Origin of the sequence: Rubripirellula tenax, from assembly GCF_007860125.1 — a bacterium.
In the GTDB taxonomy this organism is placed as follows: Bacteria; Planctomycetota; Planctomycetia; order Pirellulales; family Pirellulaceae; genus Rubripirellula; species Rubripirellula tenax.
Genome location: NZ_SJPW01000008.1, coordinates 305,329 through 321,790, shown reverse-complemented (window position 1 = coordinate 321,790; position 16,462 = coordinate 305,329). Strand labels below are relative to the sequence as shown.

Below are 16,462 nucleotides of genomic sequence, written 5' to 3'. Positions count from 1 at the left end.
AAAAACCCTTTCAAATCAAATGACAAACAACCCTTGGACCCCAATCGCGGACGCCGACGCGATCGATGAAGGACAAGCGATCGAAGTCGTCGTTGGCGACCTGATCTTGGCCGTATTTCGCAACAACGGCGAACTTTTCGCGATGGACGGCATGTGTGCCCATCAAGGCGGCCCGATCGCTCAGGGAAAGGTCGAAGGCGGTTGCGTGACCTGCCCGTGGCATGGATGGCAATACGAATTGGCAACCGGGATTCAAACGATCAACCGGCAGCCGCTGATGAAAACATTTGATGTCCGCGAACAGGGCGGAAAAATCGAAGTTCGCATCGCATAGGGCGGATCGCCCTGTGATTCGAACTAGACGTTTGCGTAACGATGCAACGTCGATGGTGGATATCCGTCATAGAAACGTCGGATCCAGTGGCGACCCTTCCAACTCAACAGGTGCCGCTCCCACCCCAATCGCGTCAACAATCGGTCACTGATGTTTCCGTTGGAAACGTGCGCAACAATCGCGTTGGCGCCGCGAATCCGTGCGACTTCGTCAAGCACGTTACAGGCGCCGATAAACGATTTGTATCCGGCCAACGTTCCGGCTCGAATATAGTCGAGCGTCAAAAAAGACCGCATGCCGAGCGGTTGGTGATAGTCGATCCAGCAGACGTCATCGTCGTTGCGGCCATATTTGGCTTGCCACCAAACCTGGGCCATGGAAACGCTGCCGCACGTCAAACGGCGTTGGACTTCGACAAAAGCTCCGCCGCGCATGACAATGCGACCATATCGCCACTTGCGAAGCTTCTCGGCATCGTGAATGGGGTCGGTGGTGGAATCGAGTCGCAACATGAAAGTTCTTCGAAGTCGCTACAACCGGACAACGGACTATAAAAACCTAGCACACAATTGGCCCGCAGGACCTTCGTGTCGTGAAGGCCAGGGCCAAACCGGGGCTCGATCGGATACGATTGGACCGAAGGCTCGAATTGTCGGTTTTTTAACACTGATGATCGGCGACTGCCCTTAACCCGACAAACCGACCATGGCGAAATCTGACGACCGGAACGAAAACATCGCATCGGCCCAGAATCCAAGCGCACCCAAAAAAACCGTAACCTCAGCAACGCCACGCCGAGAACGCCCAGCCACGCATCAACCGAGCCAGCCCAACCCCAATCGCAAGAAACGTGTGAAGTATCGGTCGCCGGCCGCGCGTGCCGTGATCGCTCTGCTTCAAATCATCGGGATTGGCTACGCGGCAATTTTAGTCGTCCTCGTTTTGATGGAAGACCGGCTGGTCTATCCGGGTGCCTACATGAAGGACGACGGCAAACCGGTCGCCGAGGCTTCTTCGCCGGTCGAAACGGTCACCTACAATTCGCCCGGTGATATCCAGTTATCCGGTCGATTGCTCGAGCGTCCAGGCAGCCGCTATACGATCCTGTTCTTTCACGGCAATGAGAGTAAGGCGAAGTGGCTCGACGGATGGCTGATCGAACTGTCCCAACAATGCGACGCAACCGTCATGGCGGCCGAGTACCGTGGGTTTGAAGACGATAACACGCCAAACGAACGGGGCGTGATCGAGGACTGCGTGGCGGCAAGCGACTACCTGTGCAAGCGATACGATTTGAAGCAGACGGACTTAGTCCTTTACGGTCGGTCATTGGGCGGCGGATGCGCCGTCGCGGTTGCTAGCCGCAATGGTGCCAAGGCTTTGATCTTGGAGAGCACGTTTGATCGAATGTTTGAGGTCGCCGCGCTGCGCTATCCGTTCGTCCCAGTTCGATTCTTGATGCGCAATCGATACGATTCCGTTGCCAAGCTGACCGTTTACAAGGGACCGCTGATTCAGGTCCACAGCACCGATGACCAGGTCATCCCGTTTGTCCGTGGTAAGACGCTTTACGATTCGGCCCGCAGCGATCCCAAACACTTTGTCGAGGTCAGCGGTGTTAATCACATCGAATCGATGCCCATCAGCGTCATTGAAGAGATCGCTGCGAAGTTGAATGAGTTCACGGTGGAGTAGGAATTTCGATACGCCAAATCCACCGCAAGGCAGGATCGTTTTGCTACATATCCTGTGGATACCAATTCCGTGCTGAACACCATTGGCAAGTTGCCTACTCTACATTTAGCTTTTTCAAAGCACTTGCCTTCGATTCAACGGTCAACCGCGAACGCGCCTCATGTAGTTGACGAACGTTTTGTCGAGATCCGCCAGTGTTGTTTCGAAGGCTTCTTCGAACATTTGGATGCGTGCGCGTGGAGTTTGAACGGCTGCCGGCTTGCCTTCGCTCAGTTTCTTCAAGTACTCGATGTACTCTTCGCGCTTCGTCGTGATCAAGAAGTAAGTCAACGCCCATCCCTCGGCGTACGCTTCTGTCGCGGTCGCCTGATTGAGAAAGCGAGTGTCATCGGACAAGAGCGTCGCCAATGATTCGTCCGGTCGATAGCGAACGTACTTTTGCCAATGAGCTAACTTGACACGATTCACTGCTCCGATGGATCGCCAATTTCCGGGATTCTTCATGTCGGGCGTTTCAAAGAACATCGCCAAACCTTCGCTGACCCAAATCGGATTGTCCGCGAAGCGTTGTTGCATTCCGCTGTTGTACGCCAATTGATGGGTCGCTTCGTGGATGATCGTTGCGACATTCCGTTCCCAGTTGGGGACGTTGAATGTGGTCATGTGGTTGGTCGCTAGGTTGTAGTAACCGATCACGGACTCGGCGCGAGTGCCGATTTCATTTCCCGCATGACTTAGAAACGCTTGGTGGTCACGAAGCACCACCGCCACGAGAGGGAATTCTGGTTCGGGAAGCTCCCAGCGTTGATTCTTCCAGAACGTAAAAAAGCCGCGATGCAACTTCTCGAACAGCCCACCCACCTGCCTCGCATATCGTTCATCGCCGTTATAAAGAATCACATAGTTTTGAGTCTGGTAGACCGCAAATCCATCGCCGAGTTCGTCCAGCAGTCGTTTGGCCGCCTGGTCCTTGTCGATGGGTACCAATTCGGTGTCATCGGACTTCCGATCAATCAGATCGTCAATTTCGATCGTCCAGATCCGTCCGTCATCGGCTTGAATCATGACGTCGCCGTTTTGGGCTTCGACCAAAAGCTTTCCCACGACGCTTCGCTCGACGGCGCCATCATTGAAACGCACCGTTTCCACCGCCGCGACATTGGCCACCGCGGGAAGGAAAATGCAAACGATGACGAGTGTAACCAACCTTGGCATTCGGTTTCCAAAGCAACAACGAGGCAAGAAGAAGGATGGGGTCAGCGACCGGCTCACGCCCCACGGACCATTTTAGCACGTCGTTGCCCTTCACGTCGAAAGCAAATCGCAACCAACACAACCAGCATCGTGACGTAAAGGATCGCCAAGGATGATTCCTGATAGCGGGCTCCGCTGTGCAGGAGGCCGAACAGTCTTACCGAAACAGTTGTCACGCCTGCCGGAATCACGGGCAGCGTCGCTGGAACGTCACCGGACGAAATCACGGCCACGGCCAACCACGCCGAAACAAGCGATCGACTGATTAAGGAGCGGTCAATCTTCCAAATGCGCTGCCACCAAGTGCAATCGATCGCAGCCGATTCGAAGATGACACGATCGATACCCTGGTACCGGGCGCGAAGCACCCAATAGGCGACGGGAACCGCTCGCATCGACAGCGACATCACGGTCGGTAGCAAAGTTTGTTGGTATAGCGTTCGTAACCACAATGCATCGAACTGGAAGAGGCGAACGACGGCTAGACCGATAATCGGACCGGGAATGCAAATCATCAAAATGGAAACGGCGTCAAAGACCCACCGAAGTCGCGGCCGCTGAGTGGCAATCGCCGCCGCTGGCCACGCCAATACGACCGCCGCGGACGCAGTCAACGACGCAAGCACAATCGTCCACTGAAACTCGCTCGCAAACACAACCGGCGATTCCGCCAGCCGTTGTACGAATGCAGCTGCTGACCAAGTCCATTCGACGGAATCGTTTTTGACGATGACATCTTGACCGGTTTTCAGCACAAGCCCGGCAATGGGGACCACGGCCACGATCAAGACGACGATGGCCGCCAACCCCGCTGCAACAGACTGATGCTGCCACGAAAACGACTCTGTCGCCATCGATGACTCAACCGTTCGCAATCGTCCGACGCTCAGGTTGCGTTTCGAAACAAACATCCAAACGAAAGCGGTCGACACCGTTGCCAGTGGAATCATACAGGTCGCGATGATCGAAAACGTGCTCGGGTCCATCGCGTAAAACAAATAGAACTGATCCGCGATCGTTCGATATCCATACAAATCCACGACGGTCATTTCTGTTGCTGCCAGCGCCGCCGTTGCGACCAAGCTTGCGATCCACCATGGCGCGGCGAGTGGCAACTGAACTCGAAAGAACGCCGCGACCGGCCCGAAATCAAGGCGGCTTTGCGCGACGGTCGCCGGCGAGATTCGCGTGACACCGAACCAAGTCGCGATCGTGACCAGCGAAGCGCCTACCATACCGTGGATCCAAACCGAGGCGACTGATCCGGCGAAAAAGCCGTAGACGCCTGATTCATTGGTCCGAGATCCGGTCTGGGTAAGTAGCCACCAGCCAAATTTTCCCGCCGTCGCTTCCCAGGCCGTTGCATGCAAAATCATGGGCATGACGGCTGCTGCGGTCATCGACACGAAAAACAGCCTGCTCAAAAAACGCGAGGATCGGCCGCCCAATTGAAGGCTCGATCCGGCCCATGCACCTACAATACCGATAATCGCTGCGATCGCGACCGAAGCCGCCATCAATTGCAGCGTCATCATCAGCGGAGTAAACCAGGCCAAGGAAAGTCCCTTTGCGGAAATAGAATGAACAAGCAGTTTGTCGCTTTTGACCGCATCTTAAACCATCCCTGCTTGCTCGGCCCGGTTCGTTTTCTCGTTGCCTTTCGTCCATGAAAATCACCTCGATTCCTCAACTGTACCGCAATCTGAAGCGATGGCGGGAAATACTGACGGTGTTGCGGCGTTACGGCTTGGCGGACTGGTTGACCGAGTTTCGGCTGCCGTTTCGCGACATGCTCAAGGACGGTCGTGGTGTCCCGTTGTCGCAATACTCGCGCGAGCAACGCGTTCGCATGGCCATCGTGGATCTGGGGCCGACGTTCATCAAGGTCGGACAGATTCTAGCTGCCCGGCCTGATTTGGTCGGTCCAAAATTGAGCGAAGAACTGAAACGTCTTCGCGCCGATGTTCAAGCGGACACGATCGAGCAAGTTCGTAAAACGTTGGCAAGTGAATTGGGTGACGACTATGAAACCCATTTCCAATCGATTGATCCTCAACCCTTGGCGACCGCTTCGATCGGACAGGTACACCGCGCTATTCTCAACGATGGCTCTCACGTCGTCATCAAGGTCCAGCGGTCGAATATTGAACCGACCATGCGACAAGACGTCGAAGTGTTGTCAGGCGTCGCACAATTGGCCGAGCGCGTGGAAGGGTTCGCTGCTTGGCGACCCACCGACATGGTTCGCCAACTCGCACCCATGATCAGTCGTGAACTCGATTTCACTCGCGAACGTCAAAATCTTGAACTGTTCGCCGAGATGTTCGATCGACGAGGATCGAATGTGGTAGTGCCGCGTCCACACAAGCCGCTTTGCACACGGCGCGTGCTGGTGATGGACGAGTTGGTCGGTCAACCGTTGGCCCAGTTTCTGGCCGAGGAATCCAGCGACGAGTCGCCATCGAATGAGATGACAGCGAAATCGCGATCTGAGATCAAGCATCGCTTGTGTGAATCGATCGCAAACGTCTATCTGACCATGATCTTTGACGAAGCGGTTTTTCATGCGGATCCCCACATGGGCAACTTGATTGTCATGGAGAACGGGCAACTAGGAATTCTTGACTTTGGGATGATCGGCCGGATCGACGAAAATCTTCGTGAGTCGATCGAAGACATGTTGGTCGCGATTTCATCAGGTGATCAAAATCGATTGACCAGACTGATTCGCCGAATCGGCGATCCACCACCGACGCTGGACGAATCGCGATTGGCGATCGACGTTGCTGAGTTTATTGGCACCTATGGAAAACAGAGTTTCGGCGAGTTTGATCTGACCGGCGCGCTCAATGAATTGACGGATGTGCTTCACCGGCACTTGATCAAGTTACCCAACCAATCGGCGTTGCTGCTGAAGATGTTGATTTCTTTAGAAGGTACGCTCCGCGAGCTCGGCGCAAGTTTCGATTCGTTGGACGTCGTTCACCAGTACATGCGCGGATCGATGCTGAAACGGTTGAGCCCCGGTCGACGGCTTCGACAGGCGCGCCGTGTCTATTTGGAAGCCGAAAACTTTCTTGAAGCGGCGCCTGATGAATTGATCGCACTGCTGAAGATGGCCCGTCAGGGCGACATTCGGGTGACCCTGGAGCATCAAAAGCTTGGGCCGACCGTCAACCGGATGGTGCTGGGATTGATGGCGAGTGCCGTCTTCCTGGGGTCGTCGTTGATCTTGGCGATGAAAGTGCCGCCGTTGCTATTTCACGAGCGAATGTTCATGGGAATTCAAGATCTTAGTGCGATCGGCATCCTTGGAATCCTGGGCAGCATCTCGGTGATGATGTGGCTGTTGTTGGCCATCAACCGCAGTGGCCACTTGACTCGCGGCAACGACGATTGACAACGATCGTCTTCATTCATTGTGTCGATGCGATCGTTGTACAGGTCGCTCGAAGGGGCTTGGCCGGTTGTGAATCTGTAGCGGTTGACGAGAGTCCGACGATCGATGGCCAGTTTTCCGGTCAGTCAAATCGGCATTGAAAACCGACTTGTAGTCTTGGTTGTCACTTTGTTCGGCCGTCGATTGCAAGTTCGTTGGGAACCACGGCTGGTGTTGTGTCGATGTTTACCGCAGGAAGACTTCCATAAGGTTGCGATTAGTTCTTTGATCGTTGGGCGTGGCAGGAGCCGCGTCTTCCTTTACCGGTACCTTCCCAGAACGGAATCGATATCAACGGAAAGGACTCCGCCCTCCATCCGGTTCGCTCGTCGAGGCTTCGGTTCGACGGAATTTCCAAAAATCCGAACTTACGCGGCGACGAGACATTGCAAAGGATTCGATTAATGAGAACCAACCTAATTCGTACATCAGCGGTAGCCCTTGGGCTAGGAATCATCGGGGCGGGAACCGCGGCCCACGCTCAATCAACGTACAGCGCGCCTTCGCGTTGGGATAATTTCCGACCTGTATCGGAAAAAATAAACAGTGCTGGCAATAGCGCGGCCGAACAGGCGAAGTCGGCCATTGAGACACTGCGTGGCCCAGCCGAAGAATTGCCAGCTCCGATTGCGACGCCCGATCATGGCGCGCACTACTCGCAGCCCATGCAAAGCGAAGCTCCAAACTATTCGCCCGCTGCTCCATCATACTCGCCATCGGCTTCGTACTCGACGCCTTCGGCGGCCGGTTGCGCGCCCTGCCAATCGCAGCCCTACTCGAGCTACGGCTCCAGCGGTCATTCGTCTGGTAATTGCTCAGGCGGAAGCGCCTATAGCAACGCGGTCTCGTCCAATTGGGACGGCACGACCTACGACGGCGGATCGGCTTGCAGCTCGGGTGCATCAGCCGGATATGGAGCGTCGCGTCCGGCACTGTTCCCATATTTCGGCAGCGCGAACTTGCTGTTCTTCACGCTTGAGCAAAGCGTCGGTCGCCAGATCGCGACGGGAACGAACTTTGGCAATGGCTTCAACACGTCGATGGTGAATCCTGGTTACTCGACTGGATTCGACATCTCGGCCGGCCGCTACTTGGACAACGGACGGTTCGGTCTGGGAATCGGCTACTTCTTGTGGAACCCCGGCGACGAACAGGTCATCGCCAGCGGAGCAGCAGGTTCGATTCGTGCTTCGATGCCGCAGTACCGTGACGTCAACCTCGACTTCGGTAGCGGAGCCGACAGCGTCTACGATCATATCGACGGGACTTCGGTCGACTCGCTGGGGGCCACGAATGTTCGCGTCAATCGTGACGTTCAATTCCAGGGCATTGAAGCGAACTTGTTCAGCTTCGGTTTGATGGGTGCCCAACGGGCTGCCTATGCCGGTTGCGGCAACGGTTCCGTGTTCGGCAATGGACTGGGGCTTGGTGGCGGACGCGGTTTCGGCGGAGCAACCGGCCCGCTTGCACGATCCAACAGCGGCCGAGTGCGTGTGATGACGAGCCACGGTTTCCGTTGGTTCCAAATCAACGACTCCATCGAAACCGCCTACAATGTTGACGGTGCACCCGGCTATCAAGTCGGCGATATCTACGACAATGTTGATGTCGAAAACAACCTGTTCGGATACCAGTTCGGTGGTCGCTTGACTTACTGCTTGGGCAGTCGCCTGGACTTGAACATCGGCGGCAAGTTCGGTGTCTACGGAAACCGTGCAGAACTGAAGCACCGCTTGGGAACCGAAGATCAGATCGCTTACCTGACCGCTTCGGGAACCGACGACATCAACACCACGTCGACGGATACGGTCTTGTCGACGCTCGGCGAATTGGATCTGGGACTTGGATACCGCATCAGCAACGCTTGGACCATTCGTGGTGGCTACCGCGTGATGGGAATCACCGGGGTCGCAAGCTCGGTCGATAACTATCCCGACTACTACTCTTCCGTTGCCGCCAGCGGCCAAGTTCATGCCGACGACAGCTATCTGTTGCACGGAGCCTATGTAGGTGCAGAACTGAACTGGTAACTCTACCGGACGACGCGGATTGACTAAAAAAGCCTCACCAGGAAATTCTTGGTGAGGCTTTTTGCGTTTCTCAGCGACAATCCTAGAAAGCCGACCGCATGTCCAGGGTTACAGCGTACTCGGTTGCGCCGGTCGGTGGCGGAACACGGGGGACGTCGATCACGCCGCCCGTCATCGTGCCTGCTTGAAAACGCGAAGCTCGTCGCGACTCGGCTTCGTTCGCATTGATCGGGAACGAAGCGTGCGACAGACCGCCCGGATGGACAGCGTGATAGCGACAGCCGCCGATCGACATACCGGTTGCCCGCTCGACGATGTCAAACTGCAGCGGCGTATGAATGCCGATCGTCGGGTGCAGGCAACGCGGCGGCTGCCAAGCACGATACTTGATACCGGCAACGGATTGCGACTGGACGCCCGTGGGGTGCATGGGGACGCGAATGCCGTTGCAAAGAACATCCATCCGCGCCGAATCAAATCCATCGACAAGGACCTCCATCCGTTCAAGAGAGGAATCTACGTAGCGGGCTGTTCCGCCTGCGGCCGGTTCTTCGCCCATCACATACCACGGCTCGATGGCATTTCGCAGCTGTAGGTGAACGTCTTTGAAGGAGACTTCGCCAATCTTTTGGAAACGAAAGTCGTGATGGGGCGCGTACCATTCGCTTTCGATATTGATACCCTCGCGGCGAAGGTCGCCGACTAGGTTGCAAAGGTCTTGCCAAATGAAGTGCGGCAGCATGTAGCGGTCATACAGGCTAGTTCCCCAGTTCGCCAACGGTTGACGATAGGGATGCTTCCAAAACGCTGCCACGGCGGAACGAATCAGCAACTGCTGGGACAGGTTCATGCGTGAGTTCGGCGGCATTTCGAAACCGCGGAACTCGACCAGCCCCAATCGTCCGGTCGACGAGTCGGGTGAGTAAAGTTTGTCGACACAGATTTCGGCGCGGTGCGTGTTCCCCGTCAGGTCCGTCAAAAGATCACGAAACAATCGATCGACCAACCAAGGCGGGCGATGCTCGCCGATCCGATCGAGTTGAGACATCGCGATTTCCATTTCGTAAACCGCATCGCGTCGCGATTCGTCCATCCGCGGTGCTTGGCTGGTCGGCCCAATGAATCGGCTGCTGAACATGAAGGACAGCGCGGGGTGGTTGTGCCAAAACCGAATCACGCTGGCCAACAAGTCGGGACGTCGAATGAAAGGACTTTCCGACGGCGATGAACCACCCAGAACGACGTGGCTGCCACCACCGGTGCCGGTGTGACGACCGTCCAGGTCAAACTTCTCGGCGCCCAAGCGGCTCATTCTGGCTTCGTGGTAGAGCGACTCCGTTTGCTCGACCAACGCAGGCCACGACGACGTCGGTTGCGTGTTGACTTCGATCACGCCGGGGTCAGGCGTGACTTTGAAGTAGTCGATGCGATCATCCGGCGGCGGCAGATAACCTTCGACCACGATGGGCGTATTCAGTCGTTCGCACGTCGCTTCGATCGCAGTGATCAAATCCAGATAGTCTTCCAGTCGCTGAGTCGGCGGCATAAAAACGTGCAGACGCCCGAAACGACATTCAACGCAAAGCGCCGTACCGACGACGTCATCGCTGGTCGGCAAATCGTCGGGATTCTCTTCGTCCAGTTCTTGTTCGTTGACCCGTCCGCCAAATTCCCCCGGTCCGCGGCTAGGTTCACTATGGCGAACCGCCGGTTCGTTCCCGCGTGGCATTCCCGGCAACGGAGCTCGCTTCGAAAACGGATCCGCAGGCGTGGTATAGAACGGTGCTGTCGCAGCATAAGTTGTCGGCAGGGCGGCCAACGGCAATCGCAATCCGATCGGCGAATCGCCGGGGATCAAGAACAGCTTGTCGCTTCGAACGGGCAACCGACCACTGACCCAACCCGCGCGTGCTTGCCACCATGCGCGGCGTACGGGCAATACAAAGCCAACGGGGTTGCTAAGGCCCTGCGTGAACGCGCGCATCATCATCGCACGCTCGTTGGGGTCGTCCAATTTCGGATCGGTCGGGTCGACATCGATGGGCAATCGATCTTCGCGCCACAGGTAATGGAACAAGTCCTCGTAGACCGGCACCGTCATACGAGCGCTGATGTTCAGCTCCGCAGCCAAGCTATGCACAAACTTCTTTGCGTCATCGGGTGTGTGGCCGTAATCGGTTCCCTCGTCCGCAATGAATTCTGGTTTGTTCCAAATCGGCTGGCCGTCGCGGCGCCACATACACGTCAACGCCCAACGCGGCAGAGACTCGCCGGGATACCATTTTCCTTGACCGTAGTGCAGCAGCGATCCCGGCGCCAATTTGTCACGAAGACGCAGTAGCAGCACATTGCTGAGCACACGCTTTTCTTCGCCGACTGCTTCGCTATTCCACTGTGGATCATCCATGTTGTCGATGGAAACGAAAGTCGGCTCGCCGCCCATCGTCAGCCGAACGTCATTTTTGTCAAGCAAGTCGTCGACTTCGTCGCCGACTTCCATAATGCGCGTCCATTGCTGGTCGCTATAGGGTTTCGTCACTCGCGGAGTTTCGTAGACCCGCGTGACGCTCATTTCGTGATGAAACTTGACTTCCGCTTTTTCGTGTCCGCCCGAAATCGGTGCCGCCCCCGAATACGAAGGCGTGCTGGCCAGTGGGATATGGCCTTCGCCGGCAAACAGCCCGCTGGTTGGGTCCAATCCGACCCATCCGGCACCCGGCAAATAGACTTCGATCCAAGCATGCAGATCGCAAAAGTCTTCTTGCGGACCCGTTGGCGCGACGCTGCCGTCGGCTTCGGGGATCGGCGGTTCGTCGGCAACCAGTTGAATCAAGTATCCGGACACGAAGCGAGCGGCCATGCCCATTTGGCGGAACGACTCGACAAGCATCCACGCCGAATCGCGGCATGATCCGCTATTGATCGTCAGCGTTTCTTCGGGCGACTGCATGCCCGGTTCAAGCCGGATGTTGTAGTTAACACGTTCTTGCGCGCGTCGATTGACTTCGACCAAGAAATCGATGATGCGATCCGTCTTCTTTGGCATCGATTCGACCCACTCGGCCAACTTCGGTGTCAATTCCGCTTTGACCAAGTAGGGAGACAGTTGAAGCTTCAGTTCCGCGTCGTACTCAAATGGCCAGCAATCAGCCGACTCTTCCACGAAGAAATCGAAGGGATTGATCACCGTCATGTCGGCAATCAAGTCGACGGTAACCGAGAAATGGTCCGTCGGCTTCTCGAAAACGTATCGCGCGATCGGATTGGCGAAAGGATCTTGTTGCCAATTGCAAAAATGTTGCTTGGGCGAAACCCGAATATCATACGCCTCAATCTTTGTCCGGCCGTGGTAAGCGGGACGAAGGCGGACCAGTTGGGGCCCGACAGCAATGGGACGATCGTACTGATAACGTGTGACGTGGTGGAGCGCGACGCGAATGGTCATGAAGGCCTAGGTGCGTTGAAATAGTCGTAAGTGAGAGACTCACCGATTTGATTCAATTCGAGTTGAACCAAGTCGATAAACTGGTGCATACCTCCAGCGATCACTTCCTTGACGTTGCTTTCGGTCAATCGGTGTTGCAGGGTGGCGATATGTTGAATGGCTTCGCCGGGTTCGTCGGAATTTGACTTTGCTTCGATCTCGGTCAGCGACCAGTGTGCGCCGGCAACGCATGATCGAACGGAACGAGGGAACGCTTGGTGGAACAAAAAGAACGCGACGACTTTCTCGATATTCACGAGATGGTGTTCGCGCCGGTAAGCTTCAAACCCGCTAATCGCCAACAGAAGCGTTGACCATTGAAGGTCGTCAATCGCGGTTCCCACGTCCGTAACATTGGGCAACAGGTTAAAGTATTTGACATCCAAAATCCGCGATGTCTTATCCGCTCGTTCCAGCAACCGACCGACGTTGGCGAAGTGCCAACGCATGTCATGGGCCATCGTGCTGTCTAGGATTCCCGACCAAAGCAGCGAGTAGTCCCGGACACTGTCGAAGAATGCCGCCGTCGGATCGGTAATCTGAGTCGCGCTGGAATCAGAAACGAAGTGATAGAACTCGTTGATTTGCTCGAAAGCTTCGCTGGAAAGCATCTCACGGACACTCTTTGCGTTTTCGCGCGCTGCTCGCAAGCAGGTCAACATGGACGAGTGGTATTCCAAGTCGAACGCCAGGAAGTTGACCACACTTTGTTGGGTCGGCACACCATATTTTTCGACGAACCACTCGGTGTCGCCGGTAACCTGGACCAGTGGTTCCCAGGGATCCACCAGCGAGTCAGCTTGATCCAGTGTGAGGTTCAGCGTGACTTCCAGGAAGCGGGCCAAGTTTTCAGCCCGTTCCATTTGGCGGCTCATCCAATAAATCGATTCGGCAACGCGGGAGAGCATGAGGCAAATGGGATTAAGGTTTAGATGCTAGGTTGTAGATGTTTGGTGTCGAAGACACTGATTGAAAGCGAATGGTGCGGATCGGGCAGTCAATTGTTGCCGGCGGAACCACCTGCCAATGACTTTTCTTACTCGTCTTGCCAGTCGCTGGCGATATCTTGCCCCGCCTCGGCGGAGACCCATGTATCCTTGCTGCCACCGCCCTGGGACGAATTGACAACCAGCGATCCTTTCTTCAACGCGACTCGAGTTAGTCCGCCCGGCATGACCCAAATGTCGTCTTTGCCGCTACACAAAATGTAAGGCCGCAAATCGACGTGTCGTCCTTCCAGCGCGTTGCCAGCCAACGTCGGCACGCGGGAAAGTTGAAGTGTTGGTTGCGCGATATAGTTGCGGGGGTCAGTCCGGATCTTGCCAGCAAACTCTTCACGTTCGGCGGGCGAAGCGTGCGGGCCGATCAAGATTCCGTAGCCACCGGATTCGCCTGCCGCCTTAACAACCAACTTGTCGAGGTTGGCAAGCACGTACTCACGATCTTCGTCGCGATGGCACAAGTAGGTTGGCACGTTCGCCAAGATGGATTCTTCGCCCAAATAGTACTTGATCATGTCAGGTACAAATGCGTAAACGACTTTGTCGTCCGCAATGCCAGTGCCCGGCGCATTGGCTAGGGAAACGTTGCCCGCTCGATAAGCTTTCATCAAACCCGCCACACCGAGGCACGAATCCTTGCGGAATGTTTCCGGATCTAGGAACGTATCGTCGACGCGGCGATAGATCACGTCGACGCGTTGCAATCCGTCCGTGGTTCGCATGTAAACGATGTCGTTCTTGACCGTCAGATCGCGACCCTCGACCAGCTCGACGCCCATTTGTTGGGCCAAGTACGAGTGTTCATAGTACGCACTGTTGTAAACGCCCGGCGTCAACACTGCGATCATCGGATGGGTGACACCCTTCGGCGCGATCGCCTGCAACATCCCGTACAACCTTGATGGATAGTCGTTCACGGGACGGACTTGCGAAGCGGCAAAGACTTGCGGGAAATTTCGCTTCATAACGTGGCGATTCTGCAACACGTATGAAACGCCCGATGGGCAGCGAAGGTTGTCCTCCAGAACGTAGACGCCGCCCGAATTGTCTCGCACCAAATCCGTGCCGGTGATGTGGCACCAAACGTCACCGGGCGGTTTCAAGCCAATGCACTCTTTCAAGAACGAAGGAGCCGAGTCGATGATATCGCGCGGTATGACACCGTCTTGGATGATTTTTTGTTCGCCGTAGATATCCGATAGGAACCGGTTGAGTGCACGGATTCGTTGCTTAAGGCCGGCTTCGATGTGCTGCCAAAGCATGGCCGAAACGATTCGCGGTACGACGTCGAACGGCATGATTTTTTCGGTGCCGGCTTCGTCGCTATAGACCGTGAAGGTGATGCCCATCCGGTATAACGATTTTTCGATCGCATTTTGTCGCCGCAAGAGTTCTTCCGGCGGAAGACGGTTGATCAATTCGATCAGGTTTTCCGCATCTGGACGGGCGAAATTGTTTTCATCCACCAATTCGTCGAAAAATCCTTCACACTTGTATCCGGCCAATTGAGGTGCGACGAAGCCTTGCTCAGTGAGGGCGGACGTTTGTGATTGATTTTGGGTGGCAGAGGCTTGCGACTGCGAACGATTGTGCGTCATAGATCCAACGAGACCGACGAAGTGGTGTGATCGCACCGGGGGAAACCGTTCGTTAGCAGGTTGCTAAGTCAACGATTGACGGGGTAGATGCATTTACAAAATGCAGGGCAACCCGCTGCGAGCTTCATCCAGTTTCCGCCTCTGGAATATCGTAGTTTATAGGTTACGTCGCCCCAGGAAAGGGCCGGTCCGAAAAATCATGCCGTTTCTTCGGTCTCATTGTGCTCGTCGGCGCATGGGGCCAGCCCCGCAACGGCTTCGCGAAAACCTCGTTTCAAACCGATAGAGTTCGATCGGACTTGAAGGGTTGCGTTTTAGCCTTCTGGGCCCCCTTCTTCGCGATTCAATGACCCTTGCAGATTCCTGATTTGCGTGGCGCCTTGGTGCCACGTCGGGTGCGGCAGCTATCGGGAGACCAACGCAGAAATTGAAAACTTTTTCTTTTCAGGTTCGTCGGGCAACGACGCAGAACTCTCAACGCGGAGCCACTACCAGCTTGGCCAAATCGTCAGTTCGATCGGGCGATGGTCGCTGGTGGTTTTATCGTCAGGGAAGTCTTGGTCACGAACCAGGACTCGGCATTCGGCTTTCCACTCTTTCGCGGTTCCCGCGACAAACGCAAAGTCCAGCAATGAGCCGGGGTAGTCGTCGTTTCCATCCCCATCGCCATCGAACCAATTCGAGTCGATCATCGGTTCGGGACGTAGCCAAACGAACGTATCGTCTCGCAAGAACTCATCGAACGATTCGTTCCCTTTGTCGGTCGCAAACACATAGTCAAAGTTGTAGTCACCGATCGCTACAATCGGTTCATCGCCTTGCGCCGCTGCCCATGCACGCAGACCAGCAGCTTGCATGGCGCGAACTTCGGCCTTGCCACGCGCCAGGTGGTTCAGCATCAACGTCAACGTCTGGCCCGACTTCAGGTCTTTTACGACGGTGATGTAAGGCGATCGATAGTTGCCCGGGTTCAAGACGTGGTCTTCGAAATTCTTGATCTCGTATTGCTCGACAATCTCGAACCGGTCGCTGCGTATAGCGTATGCCAACCGATCGTCGTAGCCTGATTTGCTATAGCGACAAGTGTATTCGTCCCCCAGGCGATCCTTGATCACCGCAAAGTCCAAAGGACGCACTTCCGAGAATCCGTAGACGTCGTAACGGGGCATGGCGTCCAGCTGGTCGGCAATCACGTCAGCATTCGCACCATCGGATTCAATGTTCCATGCCAAGATGCGGATCTTTTCGCCGACATGGGGCGCGACCGACGCCGAATCTGTTGGCACCGCTGCTGGAGTCTCCGTTGAAACGGGTGCCGGCGCTTCTGCGGTAATCCGCGCGGGTTCCGATGCGACCGAGACGTCAGCAGTCGGCGGCGCGACGGGTTTGGCGACGCGATCGCATCCTATGAAGCTAAAGAGCAGTCCGGTCGCAAGGCACGAATAGATTGAGGTCAGTTGAAATCGCAAGGCACTATTTTCATCACTTGGGGGAAGGGTTGCTCTACGCATCCATTGTCAGCGGAATCGGCCAATCGGCATAGACTCTTGACGCGTTGGAGGGGGGTGCTCGCCAAATCCTGCTTGTTTCGCCCAATGCTCTGCCAGGATTCAAACACGGCAAAATA

Annotated in this window: 11 protein-coding genes; 4 read left to right on the top strand and 7 right to left on the bottom strand. The window is 55.7% G+C overall.

Annotated elements, in window-relative coordinates; all coding sequences use genetic code 11:
- The first annotated feature begins 19 nt into the window (after positions 1-19).
- On the top strand, positions 20-334 hold the full coding sequence (locus Poly51_RS27240; RefSeq protein WP_146462087.1) for a Rieske (2Fe-2S) protein: 315 nt from the start codon (positions 20-22) through the stop codon (positions 332-334).
- Between the two features lie 23 nt (positions 335-357).
- Here the strand turns inward: Poly51_RS27240 and Poly51_RS27235 are convergent, their stop codons facing one another.
- Positions 358-846, bottom strand: coding sequence for a hypothetical protein (locus Poly51_RS27235; protein ID WP_146462085.1), 489 nt, complete (start codon positions 844-846; stop codon positions 358-360).
- 193 nt (positions 847-1,039) lie between these two features.
- Here Poly51_RS27235 and Poly51_RS27230 point away from each other — a divergent pair, with 193 nt between their 5' ends.
- On the top strand, positions 1,040-2,029 hold the full coding sequence (locus Poly51_RS27230) for an alpha/beta hydrolase (protein WP_146462083.1): 990 nt from the start codon (positions 1,040-1,042) through the stop codon (positions 2,027-2,029).
- Between the two features lie 141 nt (positions 2,030-2,170).
- On the opposite strand, the gene Poly51_RS27225 is transcribed toward Poly51_RS27230, so the two are convergent.
- Complete coding sequence (locus Poly51_RS27225) at positions 2,171-3,244, bottom strand: DUF1570 domain-containing protein (RefSeq protein ID WP_146462081.1); 1,074 nt, start codon at positions 3,242-3,244, stop codon at positions 2,171-2,173.
- Positions 3,245-3,297: 53 nt separating this feature from the next.
- A complete protein-coding gene (locus tag Poly51_RS27220) occupies positions 3,298-4,839 on the bottom strand; it encodes an ABC transporter permease (RefSeq protein WP_146462079.1) in 1,542 nt (513 codons plus the stop codon).
- Between the two features lie 110 nt (positions 4,840-4,949).
- Between Poly51_RS27220 and Poly51_RS27215 the strand changes: the two genes are divergently transcribed.
- Complete coding sequence (locus Poly51_RS27215) at positions 4,950-6,683, top strand: ABC1 kinase family protein (protein WP_146462078.1); 1,734 nt, start codon at positions 4,950-4,952, stop codon at positions 6,681-6,683.
- 443 nt (positions 6,684-7,126) lie between these two features.
- Complete coding sequence (locus Poly51_RS27210) at positions 7,127-8,752, top strand: BBP7 family outer membrane beta-barrel protein (RefSeq protein WP_146462076.1); 1,626 nt, start codon at positions 7,127-7,129, stop codon at positions 8,750-8,752.
- 82 nt (positions 8,753-8,834) lie between these two features.
- Here the strand turns inward: Poly51_RS27210 and Poly51_RS27205 are convergent, their stop codons facing one another.
- The 4 genes from Poly51_RS27205 to Poly51_RS27190 all read right to left on the bottom strand — a co-directional run bounded on the left by Poly51_RS27205 (position 8,835) and on the right by Poly51_RS27190 (position 16,304).
- Positions 8,835-12,197 (bottom strand): transglutaminase family protein, encoded by a 3,363-nt coding sequence (locus Poly51_RS27205; protein ID WP_146462074.1) that lies wholly within the window; start codon positions 12,195-12,197, stop codon positions 8,835-8,837.
- Positions 12,194-13,144 (bottom strand): alpha-E domain-containing protein, encoded by a 951-nt coding sequence (locus Poly51_RS27200; RefSeq protein WP_146462072.1) that lies wholly within the window; start codon positions 13,142-13,144, stop codon positions 12,194-12,196. Before Poly51_RS27200 ends, Poly51_RS27205 begins: the two co-directional genes overlap by 4 nt.
- Before the next feature lie 128 nt (positions 13,145-13,272).
- On the bottom strand, positions 13,273-14,835 hold the full coding sequence (locus Poly51_RS27195) for a circularly permuted type 2 ATP-grasp protein (protein ID WP_146462215.1): 1,563 nt from the start codon (positions 14,833-14,835) through the stop codon (positions 13,273-13,275).
- A gap of 488 nt (positions 14,836-15,323) precedes the next feature.
- Positions 15,324-16,304 (bottom strand): endonuclease/exonuclease/phosphatase family protein, encoded by a 981-nt coding sequence (locus Poly51_RS27190; protein WP_146462070.1) that lies wholly within the window; start codon positions 16,302-16,304, stop codon positions 15,324-15,326.
- Positions 16,305-16,462: the final 158 nt, after the last annotated feature.